Here is a 24,466-nt window from a genome sequence, read left to right as displayed (position 1 = left end):
TTTTAGCTTTCACGCCCCGGTCGGCCACTCATCATCATCTGATTCAGCTGTCGAGTGACTTCACTACCGATCTGGTCGAATCGGCGCTGGCGAATCGTGTTGCGAATGCCGTGGCTGTCATCGTCACCCAGCCACAACAAACTGAGCTTGGGGTGCTTTGGCTCACCATCCAAGCGCTGATGCGCGACGCAAAGGAGCCCGCCTGCCATCAGGTTAGCGGTATCCTCTGAAGTGCCGGCAGCACCATTGGCCAGGGAGTAAATGCGCTCGATGGCCATAGGTACTGAGTCGGCATGCGCTGTGCAGACGACCAAACGACCATTGATAGATGCGCGGAGAGCTTCTGCGGCAGTTTCAGCGTCACGCACTTCTCCAAGGAAGATGATCGACGGTGCAAACCGTGCCATCTTTCGAGTCGCGTCACCAAATCCGCCCCGATCTGCCCAGGTCTGGTAACAAACTCCTTCGCCATGCTTGCCTTCCAGAGGCATCTCTGGCGGATCTTCAATGGTGATGGCCACACCGCCAAACTTGGAAAGTCGAGCGGCGATCAACGCTGACGCTGTAGTAGTTTTTCCCGCACCGAATGGGCCGGCAATTACGATAAGGCCGCTCAATCGCTGCTGCATGAGCTTCGAAACGTACCCGTTGTGCAGGTTCAGGCTCTCGAAGGTCGGCACCTTAGCCGGGAATCGGCGGAGAACGAAGACGACATCAGAAATAGATTTGAGAATGCTTGCGCGATACGACACATTGCGGTGGCGAATCGTGAATTCCTCTTTCCCGGTATCTTGGTTCGTCTTGTCACACAGTTCGCGCAGCTCTTCCAGCTCCTCTGCGCAATCCTCCGGTGCTGGGAAAGGGTCGCTAGTACCCGGAACACCTGAAAGCCACGCATTCGGACGGCCCAGGTAAATGTCCTTCAGATCAATATCTTTGAGCATTGGATCTACTTAAAGGTCGAACTGAGGTTTGATTAGTTGGTAAAGGTCAACGTTGTGCCTTTACCGCATTCCGTCTGCGCTGCAGCCGGTGTAATGGGGAAGGTTGTCTGAGCAGTACCACCCGCGACCAAAATAGACGACCATCCGGCAGCGTTGGTCAGAAGAGGCACGCAGAGATCGGCGGCAACGTTAGTGATTTCGATATTGAAAGTTCCACCATTGCCCGTGATCGTCACATCACCGTTAGAACGAGTCTTGTAGACCATTGAGGCACCCGTACCGCTCACGGCGAGGGTGCTGGGCACCTTATTGGCGGTCTTCAGGAGATCGTTGAGCCGAACAGTTCCGTACGTTCCTTGGCCGTTGAAGATTTGACGCGTAGCGGCCTGCAGAGCGCCGATGTCTCGTTGCAGCGAAGTGGATTGCTCGCTGGATGTGGCGCTGGAGTACAGAGAGACTGCACCAACCACGATAACGCTCATGACGGCCAAACCGGCAATCAATTCCATGAGGGTGACGCCACGTTGAGCCTTGGCGGAGGTCGCGATACTCATCTTGTGAGCGAAAATGTTGGTCATTTAAATACCCTGCTTTCAGTGATAAGAGCGTTGAACAATGGTGGACATCTGCAGTTCCATGCTGATAAGGCCACCCACCATGAAGGCGATAAATAAGCCAACAGTCAGCACGCTAATTCCGAAAATGACTTTCATCATTCCCTGAATTTTCTCAACCCCATCATCGACCCATTCGCGGCCGACAGTCGATAGGGCTTGGTCGATACCAGATAACTTGGCGTACACGCCCAGGTCATCAATAATTTCTCGGTCAGGAAACTCGTACCCCGATTTTGCGAGTGCATCGCCAAGGTTCTGTCCGCTACGCATCCCTCGCAGGCACGCATCGGAACGTGTTTTTAGCCAATTCGAAGATCCGTCACCAAGGTCGATAATTGCGTTCTCAATACGAACACCTGCTTCAACTAATGCTGCCAAAGAGATCATCCATGTGCCGCCCTGGAGCATTCGATAAATGCTATAAGGTGCATACCGATCCATTCTTACCCGCAAACCTTCAGCCCATCTTGGGAGGGATAAGAAGAAGGCCGCGACGAGGAATATGATGAAGCCGAGAATTAGAGGCAACCATTGGCGTGCAAACGTTGAAAGATCAATGATGAACTTCGCAATACCTTGCCATTTCTCATATGGCACAACTTTACTGAACTCAGGAATGACCTTGAAGCTGAACATCACAAGGACTGCAAGAGCGAGGAATCCCATAATGACAGGGTAGGCCAGTCCACCAATTACCGCCTTCTTAATCTTCGATTTAGAAATCATAATCTCAGAGGCATTCAGCAGGGCTTTGTCCAGTTCACCCGATTGCTCGCCTGCAGAAATTAGCATTCGTTCATCACGAGGAATCCAACCTTCGACAGCCATTCCAAGTCGATGACCATTTCGAATGCGATCCATCCATGTTCCGATTGCTATAGTGAGCGGGTCTTTTTCGGACCCACTGGCAATCCTTCGATCATGGATGGACTTTAGTGCCTGAAGAATTGGAACACTATTCGAAAGCAATTTCGACAGCTTCCGCCACAAGCGTCTTCGCGCATTCATGTCGTTGTTGACCATGAAACGCGCGAAGGCAATTTCAATCTCATGCACGTTAATGCCCCTCTTCCATATCAGCTGCGATCACGCTCGATAGACCCCGCATTAAGGGCACCGACAATATCCTCAGCATGGAAAGGATCGACATGGCCCGCGTTAATTTTTTGAATGGCATGATCCAACATGCTCATGACCTGTTGCTCACGACGAACATAGTCAATCGCGCCAAGACGATCACGATTCCGCAAAAGACCCATCAAGTGGTTGTCGGTAACAATGGTCTCTGCAATCGCAGTTCTTCCTAACGTTCCTGAACCATTGCAGTGCGAACAGCCGGTTGGCGAGGCGCGATAGACATTCTGAAAATCGAGAACGGTCATGAAACGCTGGAGGTCTGCTTGCTCGTACTCATCGAAATGATCACTCAGCGGCTGCTTGCATTTGGGACACAGGGTCGGAAGAAGGCGCTGGCAGATTAGTCCCCCAACAACTGTCGGGTCGGCCAGCATTTCGAGGTTGACACCAAGGTCGGTTAGACGATCAAAAATAGCCAAGGCACTATTAGCGTGGACAGTCGTCCAGACCTGGTGGCCCGTCATAGCCGCTTGAATCACAAGTGTTGCAGTTGGCTTATCACGGACTTCGGACAGCATGATTATGTCTGGGTCCAGACGCATCGCACCCTTGATGGCAGATTGATATTCTCGCTGCCGATCTTCTTCGTTCTCGGTATTGGTGATGGGTGTCTGCACCGCTCCGATGATTGGATATTCAGGTGGGTCTTCGACCGTGATGATGTGTTTGCGCCCACTCGTCCTCTCAATAATAGAAGAAAGGATCTTCTGAAGAGTTGTCGATTTACCGGAGCCAGTAGGACCGGAAATGATCATCGCCCCGGTGGGGCGCTTCTTCATGTACTCCACGGAATCGGCCTGCTTGGCGGTATAGCCCTGCGTCTGCAGATCCAAATCTGTACTGGTGTCGTTGTACAACAGACGGAGCACCATGATGTACCCACCAACTTGAGGTGAGGTTGCGACACGAATACCGTCGATATTGCTCGGGATCTTGGATTTGTCAGAGATACGGGCATCCTGACGAGTCATGCTCTCGAAAGTGGCGTCCGATACGTCAGTCAGCGTATGGAAGATGGTCGTACAGAGTTGGTCGCCATACTTGAACGGCTTTGATTCGATCAACTTGAGATTGCCATGCATCCGGAAGAGAATTTTCGTGCTCTCTTTGGTACTCACCCGAATATGAATATCCGAGGCTCGCATCTCAACAGCCTTCTGGAAGAGATCAGTTGCACAATTCTGCATGTCTGACCGTTCTTCCACGGTTTCTATGTTGTCATACACATTCTTGATCTCTGTGTAATCAACATAGTGGGGAACAAATTCCCGGTCAGAACGTTTCAGACGGGCGATGAACCCGCGAACATGCGGATTGAATTTGTCCGCGTCCGCGACGAGCAAACGACCATCATCCAACAACGCAACCATGTTGCGAAGTTCGTTAGATACTTGAATATCGCCCTCAGGGGCCGTCAACACCTTCATGATCGTTCCTCGTTATCAGATCAACGTGCAGGGAAACCGGGCATGCCGCCCATTTGCGGGTTTAGGCCTGCCGGCAGTTGGCTCTGAGTCTGAGTTTGAACAACACTGTTGCCGAAGGACAAATGAGCCTTTTTGCCTTTTTTCACCACGGTTACAGCGTCAGACTGGATACTCGTGACCTTCCAACCTGCCGCCACATCTCCGACACGAACCGTCTGAGTACCCCCATTGACATTCAAAACAGCCCAAATTTTGTTGTCGATGCCGCTGATTTCTGAAACCGAGGGGATGACGTTCTCGTCAAGCTGAGTGATTCCCGCATCCCCACCGAAGCCCTTGGCAAGTTCAGTTTCTTTTGCCTTGATCTTGGCTTCCATTTCCAATTCAGCCAGGCGAGCCGCCTTAACAGCAATGCGCTGATTGATGGTCGCAATTTCAGCGGCCTCAGGGCTCACCTTTACGGATGGTTTGATGCTTGGCGGCTGGAGAACAGTAGGCCCGGCTTGATTGGCGGTGCCGGCAACTATCGCAGCCATTGCAGCTGCGGTTGCAGCATCAACATCATCAGCCGCATGCGAAGCAATAGGCATCACCAGCATCGCAATCAAACTCACAAAGTACGCATTACGGTTGAACATATTGAGACCCTTCCATCATCCAGATAAATTGACCGTTATTCCAAGTTGCTTTCATCGAGCGCATCCGGAAGCCTGGACCGTCCAACGCAGCGAGGACAGCGTTTGGGAAAGCAACGTTCTCAGCTTGCCAGATAATCTCGCGGTGGTTAGCCGGTACAGATGGCCCCTGTCCTGGCAGAACAGGAGCCTGGACACTTGCAGAGACTTTAAATTTCACCCCAAATGACTGAGCTGCCGAATACATACTGACTAACCTTGCATTTTCTTTTTGTAGAGCCTCATCAAATCCCGTACGAGGCTTTACGATGGCAGCAGTCACCGAAGCGGAGGAACCATCCTGAGCGATAGATGCGTTGGGAAGAATTTCACTGAGATGCTTGATCCAACCACCTGCGTTTGGCTTCCAAGTTACCTGGAGATTCCCCCCCGAGCATTCGACTCCAGATATAGCCCAGTTACCAGGGAAAAGATTCTGCTGGTTCAACTGATCCAAGCATGCTTGTAGATACTCAGCAGCCAGAGGAATTGATTTCCACGGATGCTCAGGCGGAACGAATGAAGATTGGGAATTGCGTATGGATGCTTCAAGCGCTTCTCTAGCTTCTATATCAGCCCGCCATTGCTTGTAGTACCAGAGGGCCCCGCCGAGAATGATCAGGCAAACACAGGCTGCAAAGATTTGCCTGTAGTACATTGAGACAGCAGCTCTCCCACGCTGCAAAGGGAGAAGGCGCCACCATTTGTGCGACTTGATCTTGCCGTTTTTCTTTCGCGGAACAAGCTCATCAAATGTTCTCTCGGTAGCTTTACCAATTCCCCAGTGTTCAGGCGCGAATACGTGCGCCCAATCACCGATGCTCATGTGCTCCATCATTTGGGAGCGTGCAGCATCCTCGGACGAGAAACAGAGGTCTCCATCGGGAAGGATCACCCCATCTCGCTGGGCGACATACATCCATCTGCCGTCACCCAATGGTGAAACAAAAATGAAATCTTTCGCTTGACATTCGATTTCAAGCGACTTGGAAACAACCGCCGCCGCAGAGAAAGTTCCAAGCTTTATGTACTTAGATTTTGCAAACCCGGCACAGTGTGTGGGCCCGTGGCGAACGACAACAAGGTCATACGAAAGCTCTTCAGAAAGCGCTCGAATTTCCTTCTTACGCTCAGCTGCAGCTGAACTGCCAAGGGGTTGCCAAAACAGGCCGATGGCAAATGATGTCCCCTTGACATCAAAGACTTGAGCTTCGTTTTCCATCGATTTAATTCACAGATGACATTACGGGCTGAATCAAGACAACGATCATGTTCTTAGATTGGCTACCGCTCACAGAGCCACCAAGAAGGACGTTATCGGGACTGCCGATGCCTTGCTTACCGCCATTCGCGCCAAACTGTTCAAAACCCGTGAGAACAAGTGTTTCGCCGTTATTCATCAACACGCGTTGCAAGAAATTGCGCGTGTCTACTTCGGGGGTTTGAATGGAGGATTGCCCAGAGGTGACCGTAGCGATTCCCACGAGAGCAGAAATATCCGCTGAGTATTGGAGCATCAACTTTTCCGAATCCAGAATGTGCGGCAACACAGACATGGAAAAGCCAGTGGAAATAACTCCTGGTTGAAGTGTGGTCGTATTACCAGAACCTGCCGTGCCGATAGTCGTGGTTGACGAGGCAAGATAGGAGCGCTGACGACCTACTTGAAGGGGGGCCGGTTGATTGTTGATGGTGACAATCGATGCTGAAGTCACTTGTGAAACACGCCCCTGCTTAGACAGGGCTTCAAGCATTACCTTCGTTCCATCCCACAAACCGTTTGTGCGGACGATGTTGAATGCCAGAGATGAATTTCCTGCGGCCAGACCTGACACGCTTTGCAATGCCACACCAGCACCTGTACTGATGTTCTTGTAGACCATATCCCAGTTGATACCGTAGGAATCGGAATCATTGAGTTCAACCGTCAAGACTCTGACATTCAGGAGTACCTGGCGCTTTAACGCTGAATTCTGGTCTTTGATAAAGGCTGCTACTTTTTCGAGGACGGGAGGGGTGTCATCCACAGTTACCGTTCCTGTGGCTGGCGTCACAACAACCTTGCCCTCAATCGAGAGCATTGCCTTAAGGCTTTCCTCAATCCCCTTCCAGACAGAAAGCCCATCGAACTTGATTCCCGAACGTTGCTCAGCGCTTGCCGAGGATGTCGAGACAGATTGGGCGCCACCTGCAGCTCCCCCCGCCGAGCCACCGCCGCCACCAGATCCTGAACTGGTTGATTGAGTGCCAACGATGGAACTCATGCTCGAATCACCCGGCAGGGCTGCAAGACGGAACGATTGGGTTTTAGTCTTGAACAGGGTTATTCCGTTATTGCTATCGGGCTCCCAAAACAAGCCATAGCGCGCAGCCAGAATATCCATAAAACCGGACAGATTTCCGCTGTAGGAGATAGGCGCGTAATGGGCAGAGTTGAGCGCCATTTGCGAAGTAGTGCCTGCTCCGTTCTGCATTCCCATGGGCAGGGGAGGCAGAGCCACACCTGGCTGCATAACCCCAGGGAGCCCACGTTGCGATGTAAGGGACTTTTGGGTCAAATCATCAGCCGTTTTGCGGGCGTTAGCTGTAACGGAGACAGGTACACCCGTCAAGCTTGTGATGTAGGCGGCGGCATCAGAAAGATCGTTGAACTTTCGATTAACGGAAACGTGCCGATTGGCAACTTCCGCTCGCTGTCGAGCATTCTCATCTAGCTTAGCGACAGGCACCCAGGCTTGTTCAACACGACGGACAGTGGAACGCTCTGCCTTGCCTTGAGAGGGTTGACCTGATTTCAGGCTATCCATCAACTGGGACGCCTTTCGATCTGCCTCGTTCACCTTACCCTCGACGCCCTTTGTCATCTGTGTGGTGCAACCTGCCAGAATGACGAAAGATGCAACTGTGAGAAATTTCAAAATCATTACTTCACCTCGGTGATGCGGACGGCGTTATTGCGAAAGATTTCAGCATTCATACTGATGCCATTGGCCTGCATCATTTGAAGTAGTTCTTTGAGAGTGCTTTCCACAGATCCCGATAGCATCACAGATCCGCCAGATTGGTACTTCGGGGCCTCCCAGTAAAGTGAGTAGTTATTTTTCGATAGCCACTCTTTCAGTTTTTCATCAATCCGGTCGCCCTCACGAACCTGCAAGGGTCCGACATACCCCTCCTTCCCGCCCCCCGCATGCCCATCAGCGTCCTGGGTAGCTTTAGCAGCGGCTGCAAAAGGGAGGACCAACTTGGGCTCTGGCGCCTTCTTGTATGGTTTATTGACCACCTCAACTGCCCCTGCCGTCATGCTGGCGAATACCAGAAGCGCGAGAAATCCAATTTTCTTATTTGCCATTCTCGATATCCTTTTTGGCGCCAAATACCATAACGTTATCGCTATACAGTGTCGGCTCTTCAATTTCATAGCCAGCGATCTTGACTTGAGCAATCATGAACTTAATAGCTGCAACGAAATCTTTGCTTTCGAAAGCGGAATCCCCGGTGAGTGGAACGTAGGGAAAGGTGTTGAAAACAACCTCATATCCCGCTTGGGACGCCCACCTTGTAATTGCCGACTGAAGAGTTTCGTCATCCTTTTTTATTTCCCACGTAGCGACCTCTTGCTTGCCTGTGTTTTTCTGCTCTTTAGAGAGCCGCGCGAGTTCTGCCTGGGCTTCAGTCGGGGTAATCCGACCCAAGGTCAGTTTCTTGAGGACTTGATCAATACTATCGTTGCTGAAATTGGCTGCAACAGCCCCTGTCGAATCCGAGATCGCGGGCTGAGCCTCTGGTGCATAGAGATTGGCCTTGTAGCCAATGATGGAGACACCTAAAACCTTACCCTTCTCACTGCCTTGCATAACACTTCTGGCCGTCTTGGAGCGGATAACTGAACGGGGAATGCCGGCCGCAACAAGTGCAGATGTCACGGCTTCAATACGCTCCTTCGCAAGACCTTCCTTAGCAGAGCTATCGTCATATCCAATCAGCTCAATTCGGATGGCGCTCGTATATTCCTTCGCAAAAGCATGGAATTTCTTCGGAGAGATGTCAGCCACTGTTGTGGTGCCGAACTTGAAGTTGATCGGTTTTTCAGGCATCTGCGCCGGAATGCTCGTCCACTCAACTCGATCACCACGCATCCGGTCGGAGTAGGAATAACGGTTGTGTGTTGTTGTTTGTGACCTGTCACGACCCCAAAGCCCTCCGACGAACTCGTTCGGTAAACTGCGGCCGCCATCTTCAGCGACCGCAAGATGTTTATGGGGAATATTCGAATCGGCAAGGTGTGGACTGGAATCCTTGGAGCGTTCGCCTACGTACGCTACACGCGCAATCGAATTACCAATCTTCAGCATGTAGCGCTTAGCAGTAAATGGAACCTTGATATAAGGTCCAAACATTTCCATCTGCGCAAACTTGAAATCACCCTCAACTTCAGCGAAAACCGCAGGAATACTTCCTTGTGCGCCTAGCTGGAAAAATGTGTTCTTTCCATCATCAAAGACCTGAACGATTTTGATAGATTCGCTCTGCACCATGTAATCGAAATCGTAGTTATCGACCACATTTTTCGGAAGTTCTGGCGTGCCGGCGCAAGCAGCCAATGCGCAGGACAACAAGAGACTTGAGGCAATTTTCGATACAAATTTCATTTCTTAATCTCAGAACTTATATGGCTCAAGGAAGTCCATGTCAGCGGCAACGTTCACATTAATTCGCGTACCAGCATCAACAGTGATTGTTGGTGGGATGGATTTGTTTCGATCCAGGATAGTGCGACTGACATCAACAAGAACCTCACCCGCTGCAGATTTCGCCCCACCGTTGCCGCCAAATGGGTTATTCGAAGGCTGATTCTTTTCAGCTCGCTCAGCTAGAAAAGCCACGATGAAAGACGACGTGAACATCTTGAAAAAGTGATTGTTGACATCACCCTCGATACCGGAAGAACCTGTTTTATCCATCCCCATTGCATTGGGCAATGCAAAGCTCTTTCCATTCGGAAGGATGATTCGCTGAAAAGCAAAAAGGATACGTGTTTGACCAACGTGGATATCGGCCGAGCATTTTCCGACAAGCTCGGAACCACGCGGAATTAACAGTGCATTCCCTTGCAGGGAGTCATAAACATCAACAAGTGTTCTTGCCGATACTTCACAGGGAAGATCAGTATTCATCGACCGGAGAAGAACACTTGGAATTGTTTTTCCCTGTGTCAATATATATTTTCCGGTCGCGTTGACTGGATAGAGGGTAGGTGGCACCTTGGGCGCCGTGCCTGGATTGAGCCAAGAGGAAGCCTTTGAGGCAGGCGTAGGTGCAGTTGGCAGTGAGTCTGCATTTAGTATTTTGTCTCGCAAACGAAGTTGTTCTTTCACTGCGTCTTCAGTGGAATTGCCACCAGTCGCCCCATTTTGGGCTCGCGCAAGACGTATTGCTTCAATCAGAGCATCAGGCGTATCGGTCGTACTTTTTGCGGGACCGCCAGCAGATGTTGCCTTGCTGTCAAATACGACAATCGTGGAGACAGAAGCCCGCGCATCACGCTCTGCAAGAGCTTTGCGCCGCTCCAATTCAGGATCAAAGCCATTTTCTGCAGCGGCACCGTCACCTGTCCTCTGAAGCGACTTTGGTATGGGACTACTTGCGGTTGGCAGGGGAAGAGGTGCTGGAGATGCTTCATTCCGAAGTTGCTCGCGCCTTCGTTGCTCGTCGGCCGCAGCCAACTCTTCGGAAACATCCCTTGCTGTGCCACGCCTAGGGGCGGCCTGCTCTTCCTTCTGGACTACTTGGGATTGCTGTTGGGTATTGGTTGTGCCGAGCATTGCCCCCACAACAAAAACCACTACTAAAACACCAAGAACACCAAGGAGAGTCGTTTTTTTTATCGGCGCTTTATCGCCATGCGCAACTGGCGGCACGATTGAATTCTGAGCCATTGCAGACCTCACTCCGCCCAAGATTTAGAGCGCCCCCCCCAGAAGGACTTCTCGCCCTTATCGATGACAACTTCCTTGCTATCGATCTTCAATACAATGCGCTCGACAAGTTGCTGAATCTGAATGAAATCGTTTTTGACGAGATAGTTCACCAGAACAAGATCCCTCCCCTCTTTGGCGAATACGGCCGGCATCTCAACCAAGCCCTTCGGCATCTGAAGCCATACTTTCTGGCCATCATCAAAAACTTGCGTCGGCTTGAAGCTTTCAGACCCCGTGACGGTGTACGCGTAGTTCAGCTTTGTAGGGTCTATTCCGACCGCCGTGTCAATCTTTTCCCCGGCCTGGAGACGCTGAGTGTTTTCCAGTTGTGGATTGTTTTTAGGAATATTCGCCCCAATGTCAAAAACAAATCCTTTAGGAACCTCCCACGCGACCTGCTGATACCATTTACGACCCTCCCCTGTAGACCTGATAACAACCTGAAATGTCTTGTTGGTGGTCAGCAAGGTCAGAGTTGTTTCGATGTCCTCATACTTCGGCTTGATGAAAAGGTGCTTGAGGTTTTTTGAAGGGGTTATTTCCCAGCTTGCCGTATCACCGGCCATCACCGACTCTAGCAACTCACCTTCAGGCATCATTATGTGAGTGTGTGCTTTAGGGCGCGAAAGAACGAGGTATGTGTTCTCAGGGTCATACTCGAATGTGACTAGCCGAGTATCCCCAGTAAGTGGGGTCGGCACCATCTCGGATCTTGCCGATAGAGACGCCAACGCAAGAAGCAGTGCAATAACAGTGCTTGTCAACGATTGAATTTTCATTTCCATTTCCGCTTCTCACCGCTCAAGACTTGGGTTAAACATTGATACGTATATCCCAAGTGGATTCTGAATTAGTTCATCTTCATTTTTCGGCGGAATGAAGACGTAATCCAATCTCAATCGGTAGTTCCCGATAACTGCAGAAACTCCGTCTGCTGCCACATCTTTTGTTTCCACATACAGGAATGCCGTACCCTTTGTGGTTAAATCAACGCTTTTCGTTTTGGCAAAGCGGATTTCGCTGCCTTTAGTCATCCTGGCAATGACATCGTGTTCTGTACGGAAGGCCCGCAATTGTTCGATAGCTTTCCCCGTAGCCATCCGGGCGCATTCTTGAAGGTATACACGCGAGAGCTTCGGATCGATTGTGAAGCACTTTTCGGCAAATATTGCTAGGGTCGATTTGATAACCGCATCTTGGGGCGTGAGACTTTGAATCTTCACAGGTTTTGATAATTGTCCTGTGCTTTTATCAACCTCTACAAACCATGGAATTGCCGTTTTTGTACTTGCGATGCTCAACGCGTAAAACATCGAAACGGCACACAAAATTAGCGCGCACACAGCGGTAATGAAATGCTGCCTTCGACTCACAAGAGCAGACCCATAAATTTCCGCGAACTCTTGCTTTCCATTTATGGAAAAATCACCAGCCTGGGGTAATGAACTGAATGAATCCTCATTTGACTTCTTATTGCGCTTTACCTCACGAGCGCTTGAAGATAAACCCACCTGCGGCTCGGTCATAACCAAAGAAGGCTCAACGCTTTCCACTTTTTTCTTGCCAAATGAAAGCATTTTATTTACCCCAGAATCCACCATTATTCACTGAATGCACAATTGAAGCTAGAGACAGACCGAATTTAAAGATTAAAGCCAAGAGGGAAAAACAAGCGATACCAACGACTACTGGGTTTTTCTGCCAAATACGGTTGAAATTATGCGAGAGCGAGTAACGATTGATATCACCGCTCATTTGAGCCCTTACGTAATCAATAGAAGCTTTATGAAGCTTTTTTACTTCTTGATCGTTAATGTATTTATCTGCACGCTTAAGGATTTCGTGCTGATCTGCAGGCTCAATATCATCAATCAGTTCCAACAAGCGGCTGAATTCAATTGGCGACATTCCAACCTCATCCGCTTCATTTACTTCTTGATTAACTTCTTCCCGCATGTTCATCCTTATTGGTAACGTAGGGCTGGCAAACCTATCAATCCACCACAATTCTCACCATAGGCACTCATAGCGCCACATGAGCAAACGACCCATTTGGGTGTATGGGCCTAGTAAAGAGCAAATGAGTGGTACACGATGGCGACAGCTCATCGAACAACTGGGGGGGAAGTGACTTGTGTGGCCTCTGGGGGATCTCGAATCCCGACTTGTGGAGGAACAAGGCCTCGTATGGATGCCGGATGAAGGGCTTGGAGGAGTTCCGTCGCAGTTACCGGCTTTGCTGCGCCGGGCTCATCTGATGCGTCAATGCAGGGCTTTGCACAACGGTCAGAACGAGCCTACTCTAGACAGGGAGCCAACTAGCCTGCTAACATGCATTCAGCTTCTAGCTATGGCTCCTGTAGCCACCTTCATAAACCCCATTGGGCTTGCCCCTTTGGGTCGGGCCGTTAGGAAACATATGGCCCTCTACTTCATCGCATTCGTAGCGCTGCTTTTCTTCTTCCCGAAGTTCACACTTTGGGTGGTTGTACCTGTGCTGGTATTGCTCGTGGTTATTGGCGTCGTTGTACGCCTGCTTGGCCTTTTTGCGTGGGCAAAAGGACAATTTTCAGTCCTAGCCGGTTCAAAGGAATCAGCTCATCAGACTAAGACAACTGAGAAGAGCGAAAGCCCGGTCGTATCAACGCCGAAAGCTTCTCCTTCGGCCGAAGCTGTGCGTGCTTTCAACGAAAACAATGAGTATGAAGATAATGAAGAGTTCTTAGCTCGGCAACGATCTATGAACGACTAAAAACAAACCCGCTCGTCACCTGACTGAGCGGGTTTTTTCTTTATATGACTTAGGCTGTTTTAATAAAGGCAAGAGCTTTTTGAATATGCACAGTTTTAATTACAGCCTTACCATCAACAATTGATCCGCTGCGGATTGAATTATTGAGCGCCGTTTGCAGTACGCCTTGAGCGTTAGCCTGTGAATAGCCTCCATCAGCCAGAAGACCGACTACAGCAGACAGATTTTCAACGCTTACTTTGTCTTTCCGTTTCTCGGCCCACAAGGCAACCAGTTTACCAAGCTCCTTATCACCAGGGTTATCGAACTCAACCTTGCCGGTGAATCGACCTGTGCGAAGCAATGCCGGATCGATCTCTGATGGATGGTTAGTAGCCGCTATGAAAACCACGTCCTTTACCGGATCATCCACGCCCTCCATGATGGTTAAGAGTTTGTTGGTCAAGTGTGGGAGGTGTGAGCGTGTCCGATCACGAAGCACTTGATCAGCTTCATCGATAAAGATGACGCAAGGACGAAGTGACTTTGCTTTGGCGTAGATTTCCTCCAACTTGCTCGAATCTGCGGCGAGATCAGGGCCTGTAGTGGACAGGAACGCCCAACCGGACTCTTTGGCTATCGTCTTGGCGACTGTTGTCTTGCCGGTGCCAGGAGGCCCGTAGAAAAGCACACCACGCACAATATCACCTCCAAATTCATCCAACTGATCAACCATTGCGAAGTCGGTCAGCAGATTCTCGACTTGCTCACGCGTTTCTGCGGTCAAGACGATCTCGTTCAGTGCAAGAGCATCCTCAGGAATGCGCCCCTTGGTGCCTTGAATGTCGCGGAGTGCTGCGATCAGAACATCACGACCAACTACATTCGTTTTGAGCTTGCGGAGAACGCTTGGAACACGCTCACCAATAGCGATGATCCGCTTTGCGTTAAAACCGTTGAACTTCTTAGCAGCGGCTTGGACTTCGCTAACACTAACTTCGGCCGATGGTGCAGAGCGTGCCAGACTCGACATTAGCAAGTGAGTACGCGCAGCATTGTCAGGATTGTCAACTTGAATCTTAAAATCAAACCGTCCTTCACGCAGCACAGCTGGATCAATCTTGTCAAGGTGATTGGAGGCAGCAACAAGCAGAATTGGGAATTTACGGATCTCGACCAATTCAGTGAGAAATGTGTTCACCATCTGAACGGCCTGCTGATCTACGGCGTTACCAGATCCACGGCTGCTGCGTGCTGCTACGAATGAATCCAATTCGTCAATGAAAAGAACACATGGGCTATTGTGTTTAACAAACTCAAAAGCTACCGACAGAGCTTTGTTACTCTCGCCTACCCATTGACTCGAAAAGTCAGTAATCACCATGTTGAAGAAAGGAAGGCGGAATGAGCCGGCAATAAGTTCGCCAATGAAACTCTTGCCATTGCCAGGGTCGCCAGTCAGCAAAATGCCATTAGGTGACTTGATCGAGTCGGTTTTGCCCGTTGCATAGTTCTTCCACCCAGTAGTAATTGCAGAGGTTGCTTCCCGCACCTTGACTTGCAGATCCATCATTCCGATGAAATCCTTTTCCCAGCGCAGGTCGGGAATTACCAGATGCTCGTACTTGAGGTGCATCCCTACGCCAACATCCGACTGTACGGTAACTAACTTGCGTTCAGTATGACCATGATTTGATGCGATCTTTATTGAGTGTTTGCGCATAGCCATGAAAAGCGTGAAACCAATGAATACGAGGGACACCATGAGGGCCAGCGCGTAAACTCCAAACGCGCGGTTATTGACTATGACATGGTATCCGACTAACCCGATGGCAAACGCAACAATTCCAGAAACCGCTTTAAGAACGGTGACGGCGCGGGTTTCTAGCTTTTTGAACCAGGCGATTGCAATGCTTATCGCAACGGCAGCAAACGTTGCATACAGAGCAAGAATTGTGATCCGATGCGAAGTTTGAGACTTCGCATAATAGTATTCGATCACTGCGCTGGATAAGAGCGCAAATCCCGCGATTCCTGCGGAAATAATTTGCGCTTTATTAAAAGTAACCTGGGTGTTTGACTTAAACATGAGGTGCCTGCATCGAATCAATGTCTTTAGGATACCTCAAGACACGATTAGCGCAACCCTTCAGTTTGTCACTTGCCAGGCATTGAGCATCGCCCTACTTCTTCTGCATAAGTTTCATAAGTTTCTTGGCAGATGAACCAGCCGCTTTAGAGCCTGTTTTTGCGGCTTCAGCGGCCGACTTTCCTGCCTTGCCCGCAGCTGGTGTGGCTACACGATTCAATGCCGACATTCCAGAACCGCCAAGCACCTTACTAAGGCCACCGAACCCTGCAGAGCTAGCACTACCACTAACAAGCCCATTAGCTAAGGCTGGCACCATTACCATCATACTTGCGCATATCATGGCAATAAGAATGATGCTGATATAAATAATGAAATTCGCCGACACCAATTGGAACATATCGGAGTTTGTCGGTAGATTTATATTAGATGCCACATCTACCATTTTGGCCATCATTTTGGTGGTTATCATCATGATAAAACCACCTACAACCTTCATCAAACAGGATGTAATAAAAAACCTCAGCCACCCGTCAAAGATAAAGCTTGTTCCTGGCACGATAAGAAACGGGATCATAACAGGCGCAAGTGCTACAGCCAATGCAATCGAAGCAAACGCAACCACTATATTAGCCATGTAAGTAACCAATGCTAGAGCGACAATGATTCCAGTTACTATTTTGGCAAAGAGTTGAACTATTGCGTTAATTATCATTGGCACCCACTTTGTGAATTCTGTCCAGTTGAACTCCGATGTTGTGGATGGCATGCTGACAATATCTGCAATCGCAGAAAAGCCATTATTAACAGAGCTTTCTAGCGCACCGGAAAGTTTAGCCATATCACGGCCAACAAAAGCTGACGCGATTGAATCAATGAAAGATGAAATAGCCTCGATGCCCCCCGCATTTATGAACCCGTAAATTATTCCCCAATATAGGAATATAACTATCATTTCTTCAATAAACTGACTGATACCATTCCCCATCATTGCTTTAATAAGGCCCCAGGCAATTACAAGAGCAAATAGCATTGAAAGGATGGATTCACCAGCGGCTTTAAGGGTTTCATTCTTCGAAAGGTCTTCGATTACCTTTGACAGCTCAACAACAATTTGTTTAACCACTTCCTGACCAATACTGTTTACATCGTATTTTGGCTGGGGAGTAGTAGTGTTTTGCTCTCCACTGCTTGCGCCTTGCGCTATGGATAAGTGCAAGCATCCAAAAGATAGGAAAACGCACAACAATATCTTTGAAATCGTTTTCATTTATTGTCTTTATTGTCTGTTGGCTTTTATACCATGGCTCATATTAGGCGGAAACGACTACGTAATGATTGCCTGCAAAGTGTCTTCGCCAAATATCCATGTCAGGGCTGAGTTTTCCTACTCTGACTATCTGTGGTAGGTTTTGGTGTTTCCGGCTTCGGCTTATTATCTGGTTTTTCCGGTCTACCATTCCCCCTGCCATATACTCTGGGATTAAAGCTTTGCGTACCCATACCGCCGATAGCTTTACCCATTCCGGAAAATCCGCTGTTTATCGAACTACCACTCAAGAGTCCGGATGCAATACCTGGCACCATAGCCATCAAATGAGCACTCAGCATGGATAAAATAATGCAGCAGATTCCAAGCATAAAGTTTCCATTCAATAGCGTCATGAAGTCAGTGTCTTTAGGCAAGTTCAGGTTCTTAGCCACCTCCAGCAAACTGAGCATCAATTTATCTGTGAAATGAAGAAAGAACGCTCCAACTACTTTAAGCAACGATGCGCCTAAAAAGAACCTTAACCAACCATCGAACAGAAACCGTGTAGCTGGAAGAATATAGAAAGGCACCATAATGGGCGCCATAGCAACCGCAATCGCGATGGAAGCAAATGAAATCAGAATATTGGCGCAGTAGGTTACAAGTGATACTGCGACAATAAACCCGGCTGCTATTTTGCTTGTTATATTAACGAGTGACAGTATTATGCTCGGGAGCAAACCCATATCGCTCGTAAAGCCCCCATCACCACCACCTGTCCCTTGCATTTGAGTTTGCAAGTCCGGCATGCTCACAATGCTGGTTATCGCATCGAAGCCGGTTTCAACTGTACTCTTGAGTGCACCAGAAAGGGTTGACATATCCTTTCCGACGAATGCACTTGCAATTGAATCAATAAATTGTCTTATGGTTTGAATTCCACCTGCATTAAGGAATGCGTAAACGATTCCCATGTATAGGAACACAACGATTATTTCCTCTACTAGCTGGTTTAGCTGACCTTGGATCATTGCTTTAACCAACGACCAACCGATAATCAGCGCGAATAACATATAAAGAATGCTATCCCCGGTATTTTGAAGTATTTTGTTGCCCTCTAATCCCGTCACAACATTTGATACTTCATGAATTACCACTCCAACTACCGCTGCGCTAATTTCGCCACTGTTGTAAGTTCTTTGCGCTGTTGCCGTTTGGTTTGAACCATTGTTTCCATTGTCTGGTTCTGAATCTTGGCCGTATGAACTCCCCAAAGCAGCAGTCAAACCAAAGAAGAGAACAAGGACAAACCACTTAATGTTCTTTATAATTTGAATTTTCATATAGTTGTTTGCCCTTCTTTTTTAATTGGTTCTCTTTAGGCTCTCTTTGAACTTCTTCATTTGCTCGGCATTTTCATTGTTCGCGGATTTCAACTCGTCCATCATTTTTTGATTTCGAAGCTGATCCTCGTTCTTCTTCGCCAATTCTTCACTTTTCGCTAAATTATTGTTCTGCTGATTCAGCAATTCAGATACACGCGATAGCTGCTGAACTGTGTAGTTCATTTGCGTATTAAGCAGGCTCATTGATTGCTGTACACCTTCATTTTGAGGGATTTGCTGAGCCCACTTATTGATCATCACGTGATCCTCCTCAATAGACTTAATCAACCGTTTCTCATTCTCCAGTCGCATCTGCGCTTGAGTATTTCTGCTGTCGATTAAGCGACTCTGATCTTTAACGTATTGATCTATCGTAAGACCCGACTTCATCGCCTCTACCTGGCGTGCTTTTAACTCACGTGCAAACTGGGAAAGATCACCATACAGTTGCTTGCTGTACCTATTGACGTTGGTCAGTCCATTGATTTCACTTTGAAGGGTTCGTATATTCCCTTCAACGAAATTTGCACCAAGGTTCTTGAGATTTTGGGCGTCATGCCACAACTGTTTTATCTGTAGGGCAGTTTGTATCTCAAGCTCGTAGGTCGTTTTAATCGACTCCGCCACCTGCTTCATTAGTTGAGTATTATTTAGAATTTGGGTAAATTCGGTTGCCCCTTTTGCCGCCCCGCCTGCCCAAGCCTGAGTAGCCATATTAAGCATTACGAAAGTCACCAACCAATACGCTTGCTTAAGCATTCAATATCTCCTTGATAAATTTCATTTCCCAGCCAAACTGCTTGTCTTCCGCCATCTTTAGTGCTTTATCTCGAATGTGCTCTTTGGCACAAGCGTCATTGATCTTGATAACCACATTCGGCATATCTGCAGATACAAGCTTGGTGGTATCAGATTTGATTATTAGATAGTCGCGCTTTGGAATAGCCCCGGAGAGGATTTCTAGCTGCTTATCATTCAGGTTGAAGATCTTCCTGTACAGGTGCGCATTTTCCGAAACTGTGTTCGTTACTGAAGGAAGAAAAATGCGAGTCGGAATGTTGACCAGGAATGCTGATAGATCAGGCAGCTTTTCCATTTCAGACATGGCTTGGGTAGCCATGACAACGAACCCTTTCTTCTTACGCAACGTCCGCAGCCAATCTAAGAGCTTCTTGTAGAACTGAAAATTTGACATGGCATACCATGCCTCTTCGATGTAGATGAAGGTGGGTGTCACCCCATTGAGTGACTTGTCGATTGCATAGAAGGCATAGTCGAGAAATGGGCCAGCCAGCTCAGGTATCTCCAGCAACTTGCCTGTTTCCATGCATACGAAATTGGTCAGCTCAAATGCATCTTCATCGTTATCAAAGAATGCGCTGTACTGGCCCCTGCCAGCGGTGTCGTTATCGCCAGCCGAAGCGTCAACATACTTGGCGATCTTGAGAGCAAGTTTCTTGTTGAGCCCCAGCATTTGGGTGTACACCGTGCTCAACCTCCAGTGCACGGATGACATCGATGCGACCTGCTGTACGCACAAATTCAGCTCCGCATCTTCACGGTCATCAAGAGCCACCCCCCCAGTTCCTACAGCAAGCAGCTTGATCCATTCGATCAGCGCCAACACGTCACCATTCGTCAGCATGCGCCGTACCGGATTCATGCGTACCTTGGCGTCCTTGCTCGTGTTGATGTCAATGTGTTTCCCACCGAGGAGAACACTCATAACCGATGTGGAGTAATCCTTGTCGAAGATGAACGTATTGCATGGGCTGTATTTTTGGAACATCGAGATGTTCAAGTTCATCAACGTTGTCTTACCCGCTCCCGTACCCCCGACGATCAGAGTATGTCCAATATCCTGCTCATGGAAATTGAAACCGTAGGGAACCGTTGAATTGGTCAAGAAGGTGATCTGATTCGAGACCTTCCTATTGAGCACGCTTCCGAAGAAACGATGCTCTGTGTCACCTCGCTCAAAGCTTCGTATGGGTGCTAAATCGCTGACGTTTGCAACCGAGGCCAAGTATTTGCGGGGGTTGACCTTTCCATTCCCTGGCAGGGTAGAAAGAAAAGCGGCGAGCAGCCCAGTTGTTTCTTTAGTAACCCCATACCCCATAGCACGCATGGCGCCTGCAAGGCTTTCAGCGGATTGGGCAGATTCCCGTTCAGAGTTACCGTAGCAGAGGAATCGCATGGAATGGAACCCATACGTCATGTTTTCGCTGGTGATCTCTACCAAAGCCTCTTGCGCATCATCAGCGAGAATGAGGTTGCCGGTATCAACTTTATCGAGATCCTTCCCGGAGATGCGCTCAGCAACTCGTGTACCGAGGCTCTTGACTTCCATCCGATAGTGCATCTCAAGTTTCTGGATCATCTGCTGTGCCTTAGGTCTCTCGATAAATTCGAAGACCTGGCAGAGGCAAAATTCAACTGGCAGCTTCAGCAGTTCATCAATATGAATACTGCACAGCTCGTCAGGATGATCCATAGTTGACAAGACAGACACAGACACTTGTTTAGCCGGGCCGTCAAACCGCAAAGAGTCCCCCCGGCGGACCAACTTATCTGCGGCCATCCGCTGGGGTATGTATGCCCCGTATTTAGAGTCCTTAATCGGTCCTTTTGGAGAGGCAATGTTCATCCTGCTGAACAGCTCTCCCAAAAGATCAGCATCCTTGAGTCTTTTAACCCCCAGGCTCAGAGAACAGATCGAGGTAAAAGCATTTAGAAGCTTGGTGAATTCACTTTCGTACTCGTTTAAATGCCCTTTTATCTTAGCCACGGTCTGCTTGTGGCTTAGGGATTGGATTGCAGTATTGATCACTGCGAGCAGAAAGTTCTCGCCGCTTTCGTTAACCTGGTGGTTAACGTTTTCAAAAAAGGAATCACTGAGATTCTGCTTCTTGAAACCGAAGAAAATTGTATGCTTCAGAGAGGTTTGCACCCATCTTGCATTTTTTTCTTTCCATGCATCTTCAATGTACTGACTAACCTCGCCAAAGTACACTGATTCAGGGTATGTGTCGCACTTAACCTTCTCGACGTAACTCCAAACCACAATGTTTTCGTTCATTGTGTTCAGCGCGTTTTGGAGGATATTGATCTGTTGATTCAGAGTTCCGTTTTCAACTCCCTCGGCGTCAATCCCACCTAGTTCGAAGCCAGCCAAGAGCGTACTGTCCTGGCAGAGAACCATTTCTCCTCCAGGAAGCAATGAAAACCACGGGCATAGTTCCGAATAGCTTTCGGCTGTACGCCTTGGTGTCGCAATCAATTCGAGCAGGTTTACCATGGGATTCCTTTACCCCATCCTTTCACGCGCTTAATCCAGATCTTTGCACGAGGCAGACTGTCATAAACATTCCCCTCGTAGATGTAAGTTTCAAGTAGATTCATCCAATGAGGATCACGTTTCGTGGCCCATTTAGCGATCCACCACATAATGATGGTTGTCGGGAGAAACCAATACATCCTAGCAACGAGCGCAAACGAGCCACCCAACACAATCACTAAGAATGCGTTGAGTGGCACACCTGCAAAGAGTGCGATTCTTCGCAGTGATCTGTGAGAAGTTGATGTACGACGCATTACTGCGTAAGGCAGGAGGCAGTGCCCAACTTAGCCGAGATGCTTGGGACGCTCATCATGTAGGTGCCGATGGCCTGGATGAGTGCGAAAACCACCACCACCACGATGATCTTTGCGAAGTCCACCTTCGCGATCAAGCCAATAACTAAAGTACCGACGACCACCAAAATAAACGCCCAGATGGCAAGCGGCCCTGTCAGGAAGCTATAGATCGAACAGCCGAAGCTGCCGAGCATGGAGCTGTCAATAGTTTGTGCTTGTGCCTGGGTGGCAGCAGCAAGGCCCATCACTGCAGAGGCAATTTTTACCTTCGACTTTGTGGATTTGGTCATGGTTTCCTTAACTTTCGTTTGCATTTAATACTCCTGTTGAAAAATCACTGAAAACGTACTTTTGTGTTTCGCGGTTGATGCCGTCTACTCTGAAAATTTCCTTTATCTTTCGTTTCCCATCGAACAATCCGATGTGCACTACCCACTGTATTGATGAAGCGATTCGTGCTCGGATTGCTTCATATGGCATATTGCGGCCCGCCTGCATAACCAGATCTTCCAAACGCATGAGAGAATCACGAGCGCTATCAGCATGAAGAGTAGTTAATCCTGCATGGCCTGTATTGCATGCTTCAAGAAACGTGACTGCCTCTCGCCCACGAAGCTCTCCGACAATGATTCGGTGGGGGGAATATCGCATTGCAGTCATAAGTGCATGCTCTGCTGTGACCCCCTGCTCTGGATCACACTCGCACATGACTTTGTTCGGCTTGTTTATCTGCAGCTCATGCACTTGTTCAATGCAGAACAGTCGATCCGTATCGGGCATGCTATTAACAAAAGCATTTACAAGAGTCGTTTTTCCGGAATATGTAGATCCAGCGATAATCATCGATTCTTGTTTTTGGGCGATATCGCGTAGTAATTCCAGGCCACCATGACTCAGAATGCCGCTTTCTACATAGCTTTCGAGTGGGACGACTTTCGCTGAGTGCTTACGTATACACATCGATGGTCCCTCGATGGCAACTGGCGACAAAATTGCCTCGATCCGCAGACCTGGCAATCGCGCACTGAGAATTTTTTTCGCTCGCTCTTCTTTGTTGCTCGCAAAGTGGCTGGCGATTTCCTTATCGTTGATTGACGCTATTGTTTGAATAGCGGCCTTGATCTCAACTGCACTGATCTGCACGTCCATGGGCCTGTCCACGCCCCCAGAACGAGCAAAGACCGTATCCGGTGCATTGATCTGGATTTCATTCACGGCAGGATCGTCCAGCAGGTGTTGCACGGCTCTCAAACTGGAACGAACCAGTTCGAGATTTCGCTGCTGGAAAGACTTTGTGCCACTTGTACTCATGGCACCCATTTCACCCGAGAGACCCTGTTAAAGGTATACGCGTGATCTGCCTAATAGGTCGATAGCTCGCCCTTAGATCACAAATAAAAAAGCCCACTTTGCTGTGGGCTGTCTCTTAGGCATGGAGCTTCTGTCGCTCTATATATTTCGTATCAAAAGCTGGATGCATATGCACTTGGCACGAGATGCATCCAGGCTTGCTGTTTTTGATGTTGAAGACAGTCTTTGCTGAGCAATTTTTGCAATGCACCACGCATACGTCACCAACCACCACCCCGTTGATGATCTCGAACATGTCATTGAAGCTCAGCAAGGCCTCTGGTGCTTGCTGGCCTGTGATGTCTAGGTACTGCTGGTAGACAGCAATCAATGCTTCCACGTAGGTGTTGGAAGTGACTTTCTCAACCAGGTCAAAGCGCTTGGAGATGGAATAGATCAGGGAAGCGTGATAGCGGTCTTCCGGTGACTTGACGAACGTGGAATTGTTCGACCGTTTCGAGTGCACTCGTGGAAAGATCTTCGGGTCGCCATACGCTTTGATCAGCACGTTGGATATGAACTTGCTGACTACACGGTCAGTCAGCCCCGGCACCATCCCTAGGCGTGACAGGATGGGGTACTTGCAGCCCAGGATGATGAGCGCAGTGAGCAAGTCGTTTTCCTGGTAGCCAGCATTGATCTGCTGAATCAGCTTATTGACTTTCATAGCTCAACTCATCAGTATCAACATGGAACGACGCGACCTCTCCGATAGATGTAACCCCTTCCCGGCCATGTAAACATACTTGGGGTTCACAGCTAGAGTCGTCAGATTTCCAACGTACTTGATGATTGCTCTGATATGAGCGAAGCTGCACTTTTGGAACCAAGCGATGGTGGCCGCAGGCATCCCAAGGAAGATCTCTTCCCTGGTGCCGCCTGCCTGGCACATCCGCCAACGATTCAAAAAATGTTCTTCATTCATTTTTTGAATCGCCCGCTCAGTGCCCGAGCAATTGCCCAAAAAGTCACTTGTCGATACCATCTCGACAAGGGCGTCCATCCCGCCATCAGTCATGGATGGCTTGAACAGAGGGAATTCCACGTCCCCGGCTCGCTCCACCTCACGCTCTGTCAACGCTTGCAATATTTCTGCAAGCTCGACTTCAGCTTTCTCATTGGATACAGGCAACCCACTTTTGGCGATCTGCCAACGCTGCCTGAGGAGACTTATGTTCTCCTCTCTCACGCTGCATACATACATACCACATCCCAAATATAAAATCACTTTTAGCGAATGTTC

The 24,466-nt window shown here is 48.8% G+C and carries 23 protein-coding genes; 1 reads left to right on the top strand and 22 read right to left on the bottom strand.

What is annotated here, in order from left to right; all coding sequences use genetic code 11:
- Positions 1-2: 2 nt before the first annotated feature.
- The 13 genes from BV908_RS09095 to BV908_RS22165 all read right to left on the bottom strand — a co-directional run bounded on the left by BV908_RS09095 (position 3) and on the right by BV908_RS22165 (position 12,736).
- Positions 3-944 carry an ATPase, T2SS/T4P/T4SS family gene (locus BV908_RS09095; protein ID WP_103737928.1) on the bottom strand — a complete coding sequence of 314 codons (942 nt, stop codon included), beginning with the start codon at positions 942-944 and terminating at the stop codon, positions 3-5.
- A gap of 32 nt (positions 945-976) precedes the next feature.
- A complete protein-coding gene (locus BV908_RS09090) occupies positions 977-1,522 on the bottom strand; it encodes a type 4 pilus major pilin (RefSeq protein ID WP_103737927.1) in 546 nt (181 codons plus the stop codon).
- A 15-nt stretch (positions 1,523-1,537) separates the two neighbouring features.
- Positions 1,538-2,617, bottom strand: coding sequence for a type II secretion system F family protein (locus tag BV908_RS09085; protein WP_103737926.1), 1,080 nt, complete (start codon positions 2,615-2,617; stop codon positions 1,538-1,540).
- Between the two features lie 20 nt (positions 2,618-2,637).
- Complete coding sequence (locus tag BV908_RS09080) at positions 2,638-4,125, bottom strand: ATPase, T2SS/T4P/T4SS family (RefSeq protein ID WP_103737925.1); 1,488 nt, start codon at positions 4,123-4,125, stop codon at positions 2,638-2,640.
- A 20-nt stretch (positions 4,126-4,145) separates the two neighbouring features.
- Positions 4,146-4,763, bottom strand: a complete 618-nt coding sequence (locus tag BV908_RS09075) for a hypothetical protein (RefSeq protein WP_103737924.1) — start codon at positions 4,761-4,763, stop codon at positions 4,146-4,148.
- The gene (gene pilO2 / locus BV908_RS09070; RefSeq protein WP_103737923.1) at positions 4,750-6,021 is read right to left on the bottom strand and encodes a type 4b pilus protein PilO2; all 1,272 of its coding nucleotides are present in this window, start codon (positions 6,019-6,021) and stop codon (positions 4,750-4,752) included. The genes BV908_RS09075 and pilO2 overlap by 14 nt, the downstream gene beginning before the upstream one ends.
- 4 nt (positions 6,022-6,025) lie before the next feature.
- Entirely contained in the window at positions 6,026-7,723 is a 1,698-nt protein-coding gene (locus BV908_RS09065; RefSeq protein ID WP_103737922.1) for a PilN family type IVB pilus formation outer membrane protein, read from the bottom strand.
- Entirely contained in the window at positions 7,723-8,151 is a 429-nt protein-coding gene (locus BV908_RS09060) for a TcpQ domain-containing protein (protein ID WP_172751378.1), read from the bottom strand. Before BV908_RS09060 ends, BV908_RS09065 begins: the two co-directional genes overlap by 1 nt.
- Positions 8,141-9,451 carry a TrbG/VirB9 family P-type conjugative transfer protein gene (locus BV908_RS09055; RefSeq protein WP_103737920.1) on the bottom strand — a complete coding sequence of 437 codons (1,311 nt, stop codon included), beginning with the start codon at positions 9,449-9,451 and terminating at the stop codon, positions 8,141-8,143. The genes BV908_RS09060 and BV908_RS09055 overlap by 11 nt, the downstream gene beginning before the upstream one ends.
- Positions 9,452-9,460: 9 nt before the next feature.
- Complete coding sequence (locus BV908_RS09050) at positions 9,461-10,738, bottom strand: TrbI/VirB10 family protein (RefSeq protein WP_103737919.1); 1,278 nt, start codon at positions 10,736-10,738, stop codon at positions 9,461-9,463.
- An 8-nt stretch (positions 10,739-10,746) separates the two neighbouring features.
- Positions 10,747-11,484, bottom strand: coding sequence for a TrbG/VirB9 family P-type conjugative transfer protein (locus BV908_RS09045; protein WP_246867482.1), 738 nt, complete (start codon positions 11,482-11,484; stop codon positions 10,747-10,749).
- 90 nt (positions 11,485-11,574) lie between these two features.
- Positions 11,575-12,381, bottom strand: coding sequence for a VirB8/TrbF family protein (locus BV908_RS09040; RefSeq protein WP_103737917.1), 807 nt, complete (start codon positions 12,379-12,381; stop codon positions 11,575-11,577).
- Positions 12,359-12,736, bottom strand: coding sequence for a hypothetical protein (locus BV908_RS22165; RefSeq protein ID WP_146052243.1), 378 nt, complete (start codon positions 12,734-12,736; stop codon positions 12,359-12,361). The genes BV908_RS09040 and BV908_RS22165 overlap by 23 nt, the downstream gene beginning before the upstream one ends.
- Positions 12,737-13,199: 463 nt before the next feature.
- On the opposite strand from BV908_RS22165, the gene BV908_RS22160 reads away from it, so the two are divergent.
- Positions 13,200-13,532: a hypothetical protein gene (locus BV908_RS22160; protein ID WP_146052242.1), complete on the top strand. Its 333-nt coding sequence runs from the start codon at positions 13,200-13,202 to the stop codon at positions 13,530-13,532.
- Positions 13,533-13,581: 49 nt separating this feature from the next.
- Here BV908_RS22160 and BV908_RS09030 read toward each other — a convergent pair whose 3' ends face one another.
- The 9 genes from BV908_RS09030 to BV908_RS08985 all read right to left on the bottom strand — a co-directional run bounded on the left by BV908_RS09030 (position 13,582) and on the right by BV908_RS08985 (position 24,412).
- The gene (locus BV908_RS09030) at positions 13,582-15,600 is read right to left on the bottom strand and encodes an ATP-binding protein (protein ID WP_103737915.1); all 2,019 of its coding nucleotides are present in this window, start codon (positions 15,598-15,600) and stop codon (positions 13,582-13,584) included.
- 94 nt (positions 15,601-15,694) lie between these two features.
- Positions 15,695-16,870, bottom strand: coding sequence for a type IV secretion system protein (locus BV908_RS09025; protein ID WP_103737914.1), 1,176 nt, complete (start codon positions 16,868-16,870; stop codon positions 15,695-15,697).
- Between the two features lie 101 nt (positions 16,871-16,971).
- Complete coding sequence (locus BV908_RS09020; protein ID WP_103737913.1) at positions 16,972-18,195, bottom strand: type IV secretion system protein; 1,224 nt, start codon at positions 18,193-18,195, stop codon at positions 16,972-16,974.
- Positions 18,196-18,216: 21 nt separating this feature from the next.
- The gene (locus tag BV908_RS09015; RefSeq protein ID WP_103737912.1) at positions 18,217-18,996 is read right to left on the bottom strand and encodes a hypothetical protein; all 780 of its coding nucleotides are present in this window, start codon (positions 18,994-18,996) and stop codon (positions 18,217-18,219) included.
- Entirely contained in the window at positions 18,989-21,535 is a 2,547-nt protein-coding gene (locus BV908_RS09010) for a type IV secretion system protein VirB4 (RefSeq protein WP_103737911.1), read from the bottom strand. The genes BV908_RS09015 and BV908_RS09010 overlap by 8 nt, the downstream gene beginning before the upstream one ends.
- 295 nt (positions 21,536-21,830) lie before the next feature.
- On the bottom strand, positions 21,831-22,187 hold the full coding sequence (locus BV908_RS09000) for a TrbC/VirB2 family protein (RefSeq protein ID WP_146052241.1): 357 nt from the start codon (positions 22,185-22,187) through the stop codon (positions 21,831-21,833).
- Positions 22,171-23,184, bottom strand: coding sequence for an ATPase, T2SS/T4P/T4SS family (locus BV908_RS08995; protein WP_172751377.1), 1,014 nt, complete (start codon positions 23,182-23,184; stop codon positions 22,171-22,173). Before BV908_RS08995 ends, BV908_RS09000 begins: the two co-directional genes overlap by 17 nt.
- Before the next feature lie 115 nt (positions 23,185-23,299).
- Positions 23,300-23,890, bottom strand: coding sequence for a FlhC family transcriptional regulator (locus tag BV908_RS08990; RefSeq protein WP_103737907.1), 591 nt, complete (start codon positions 23,888-23,890; stop codon positions 23,300-23,302).
- Positions 23,891-23,893: 3 nt separating this feature from the next.
- On the bottom strand, positions 23,894-24,412 hold the full coding sequence (locus tag BV908_RS08985; RefSeq protein ID WP_103737906.1) for a hypothetical protein: 519 nt from the start codon (positions 24,410-24,412) through the stop codon (positions 23,894-23,896).
- Positions 24,413-24,466 lie beyond the last annotated feature (54 nt).

This window comes from Diaphorobacter sp. LR2014-1, assembly GCF_002916785.1.
Taxonomy (GTDB): Bacteria; Pseudomonadota; Gammaproteobacteria; order Burkholderiales; family Burkholderiaceae_C; genus Diaphorobacter; species Diaphorobacter nitroreducens.
Note: the sequence above shows the minus strand (reverse complement) of the source record. Positions and strands in the feature narration are given on the sequence as shown.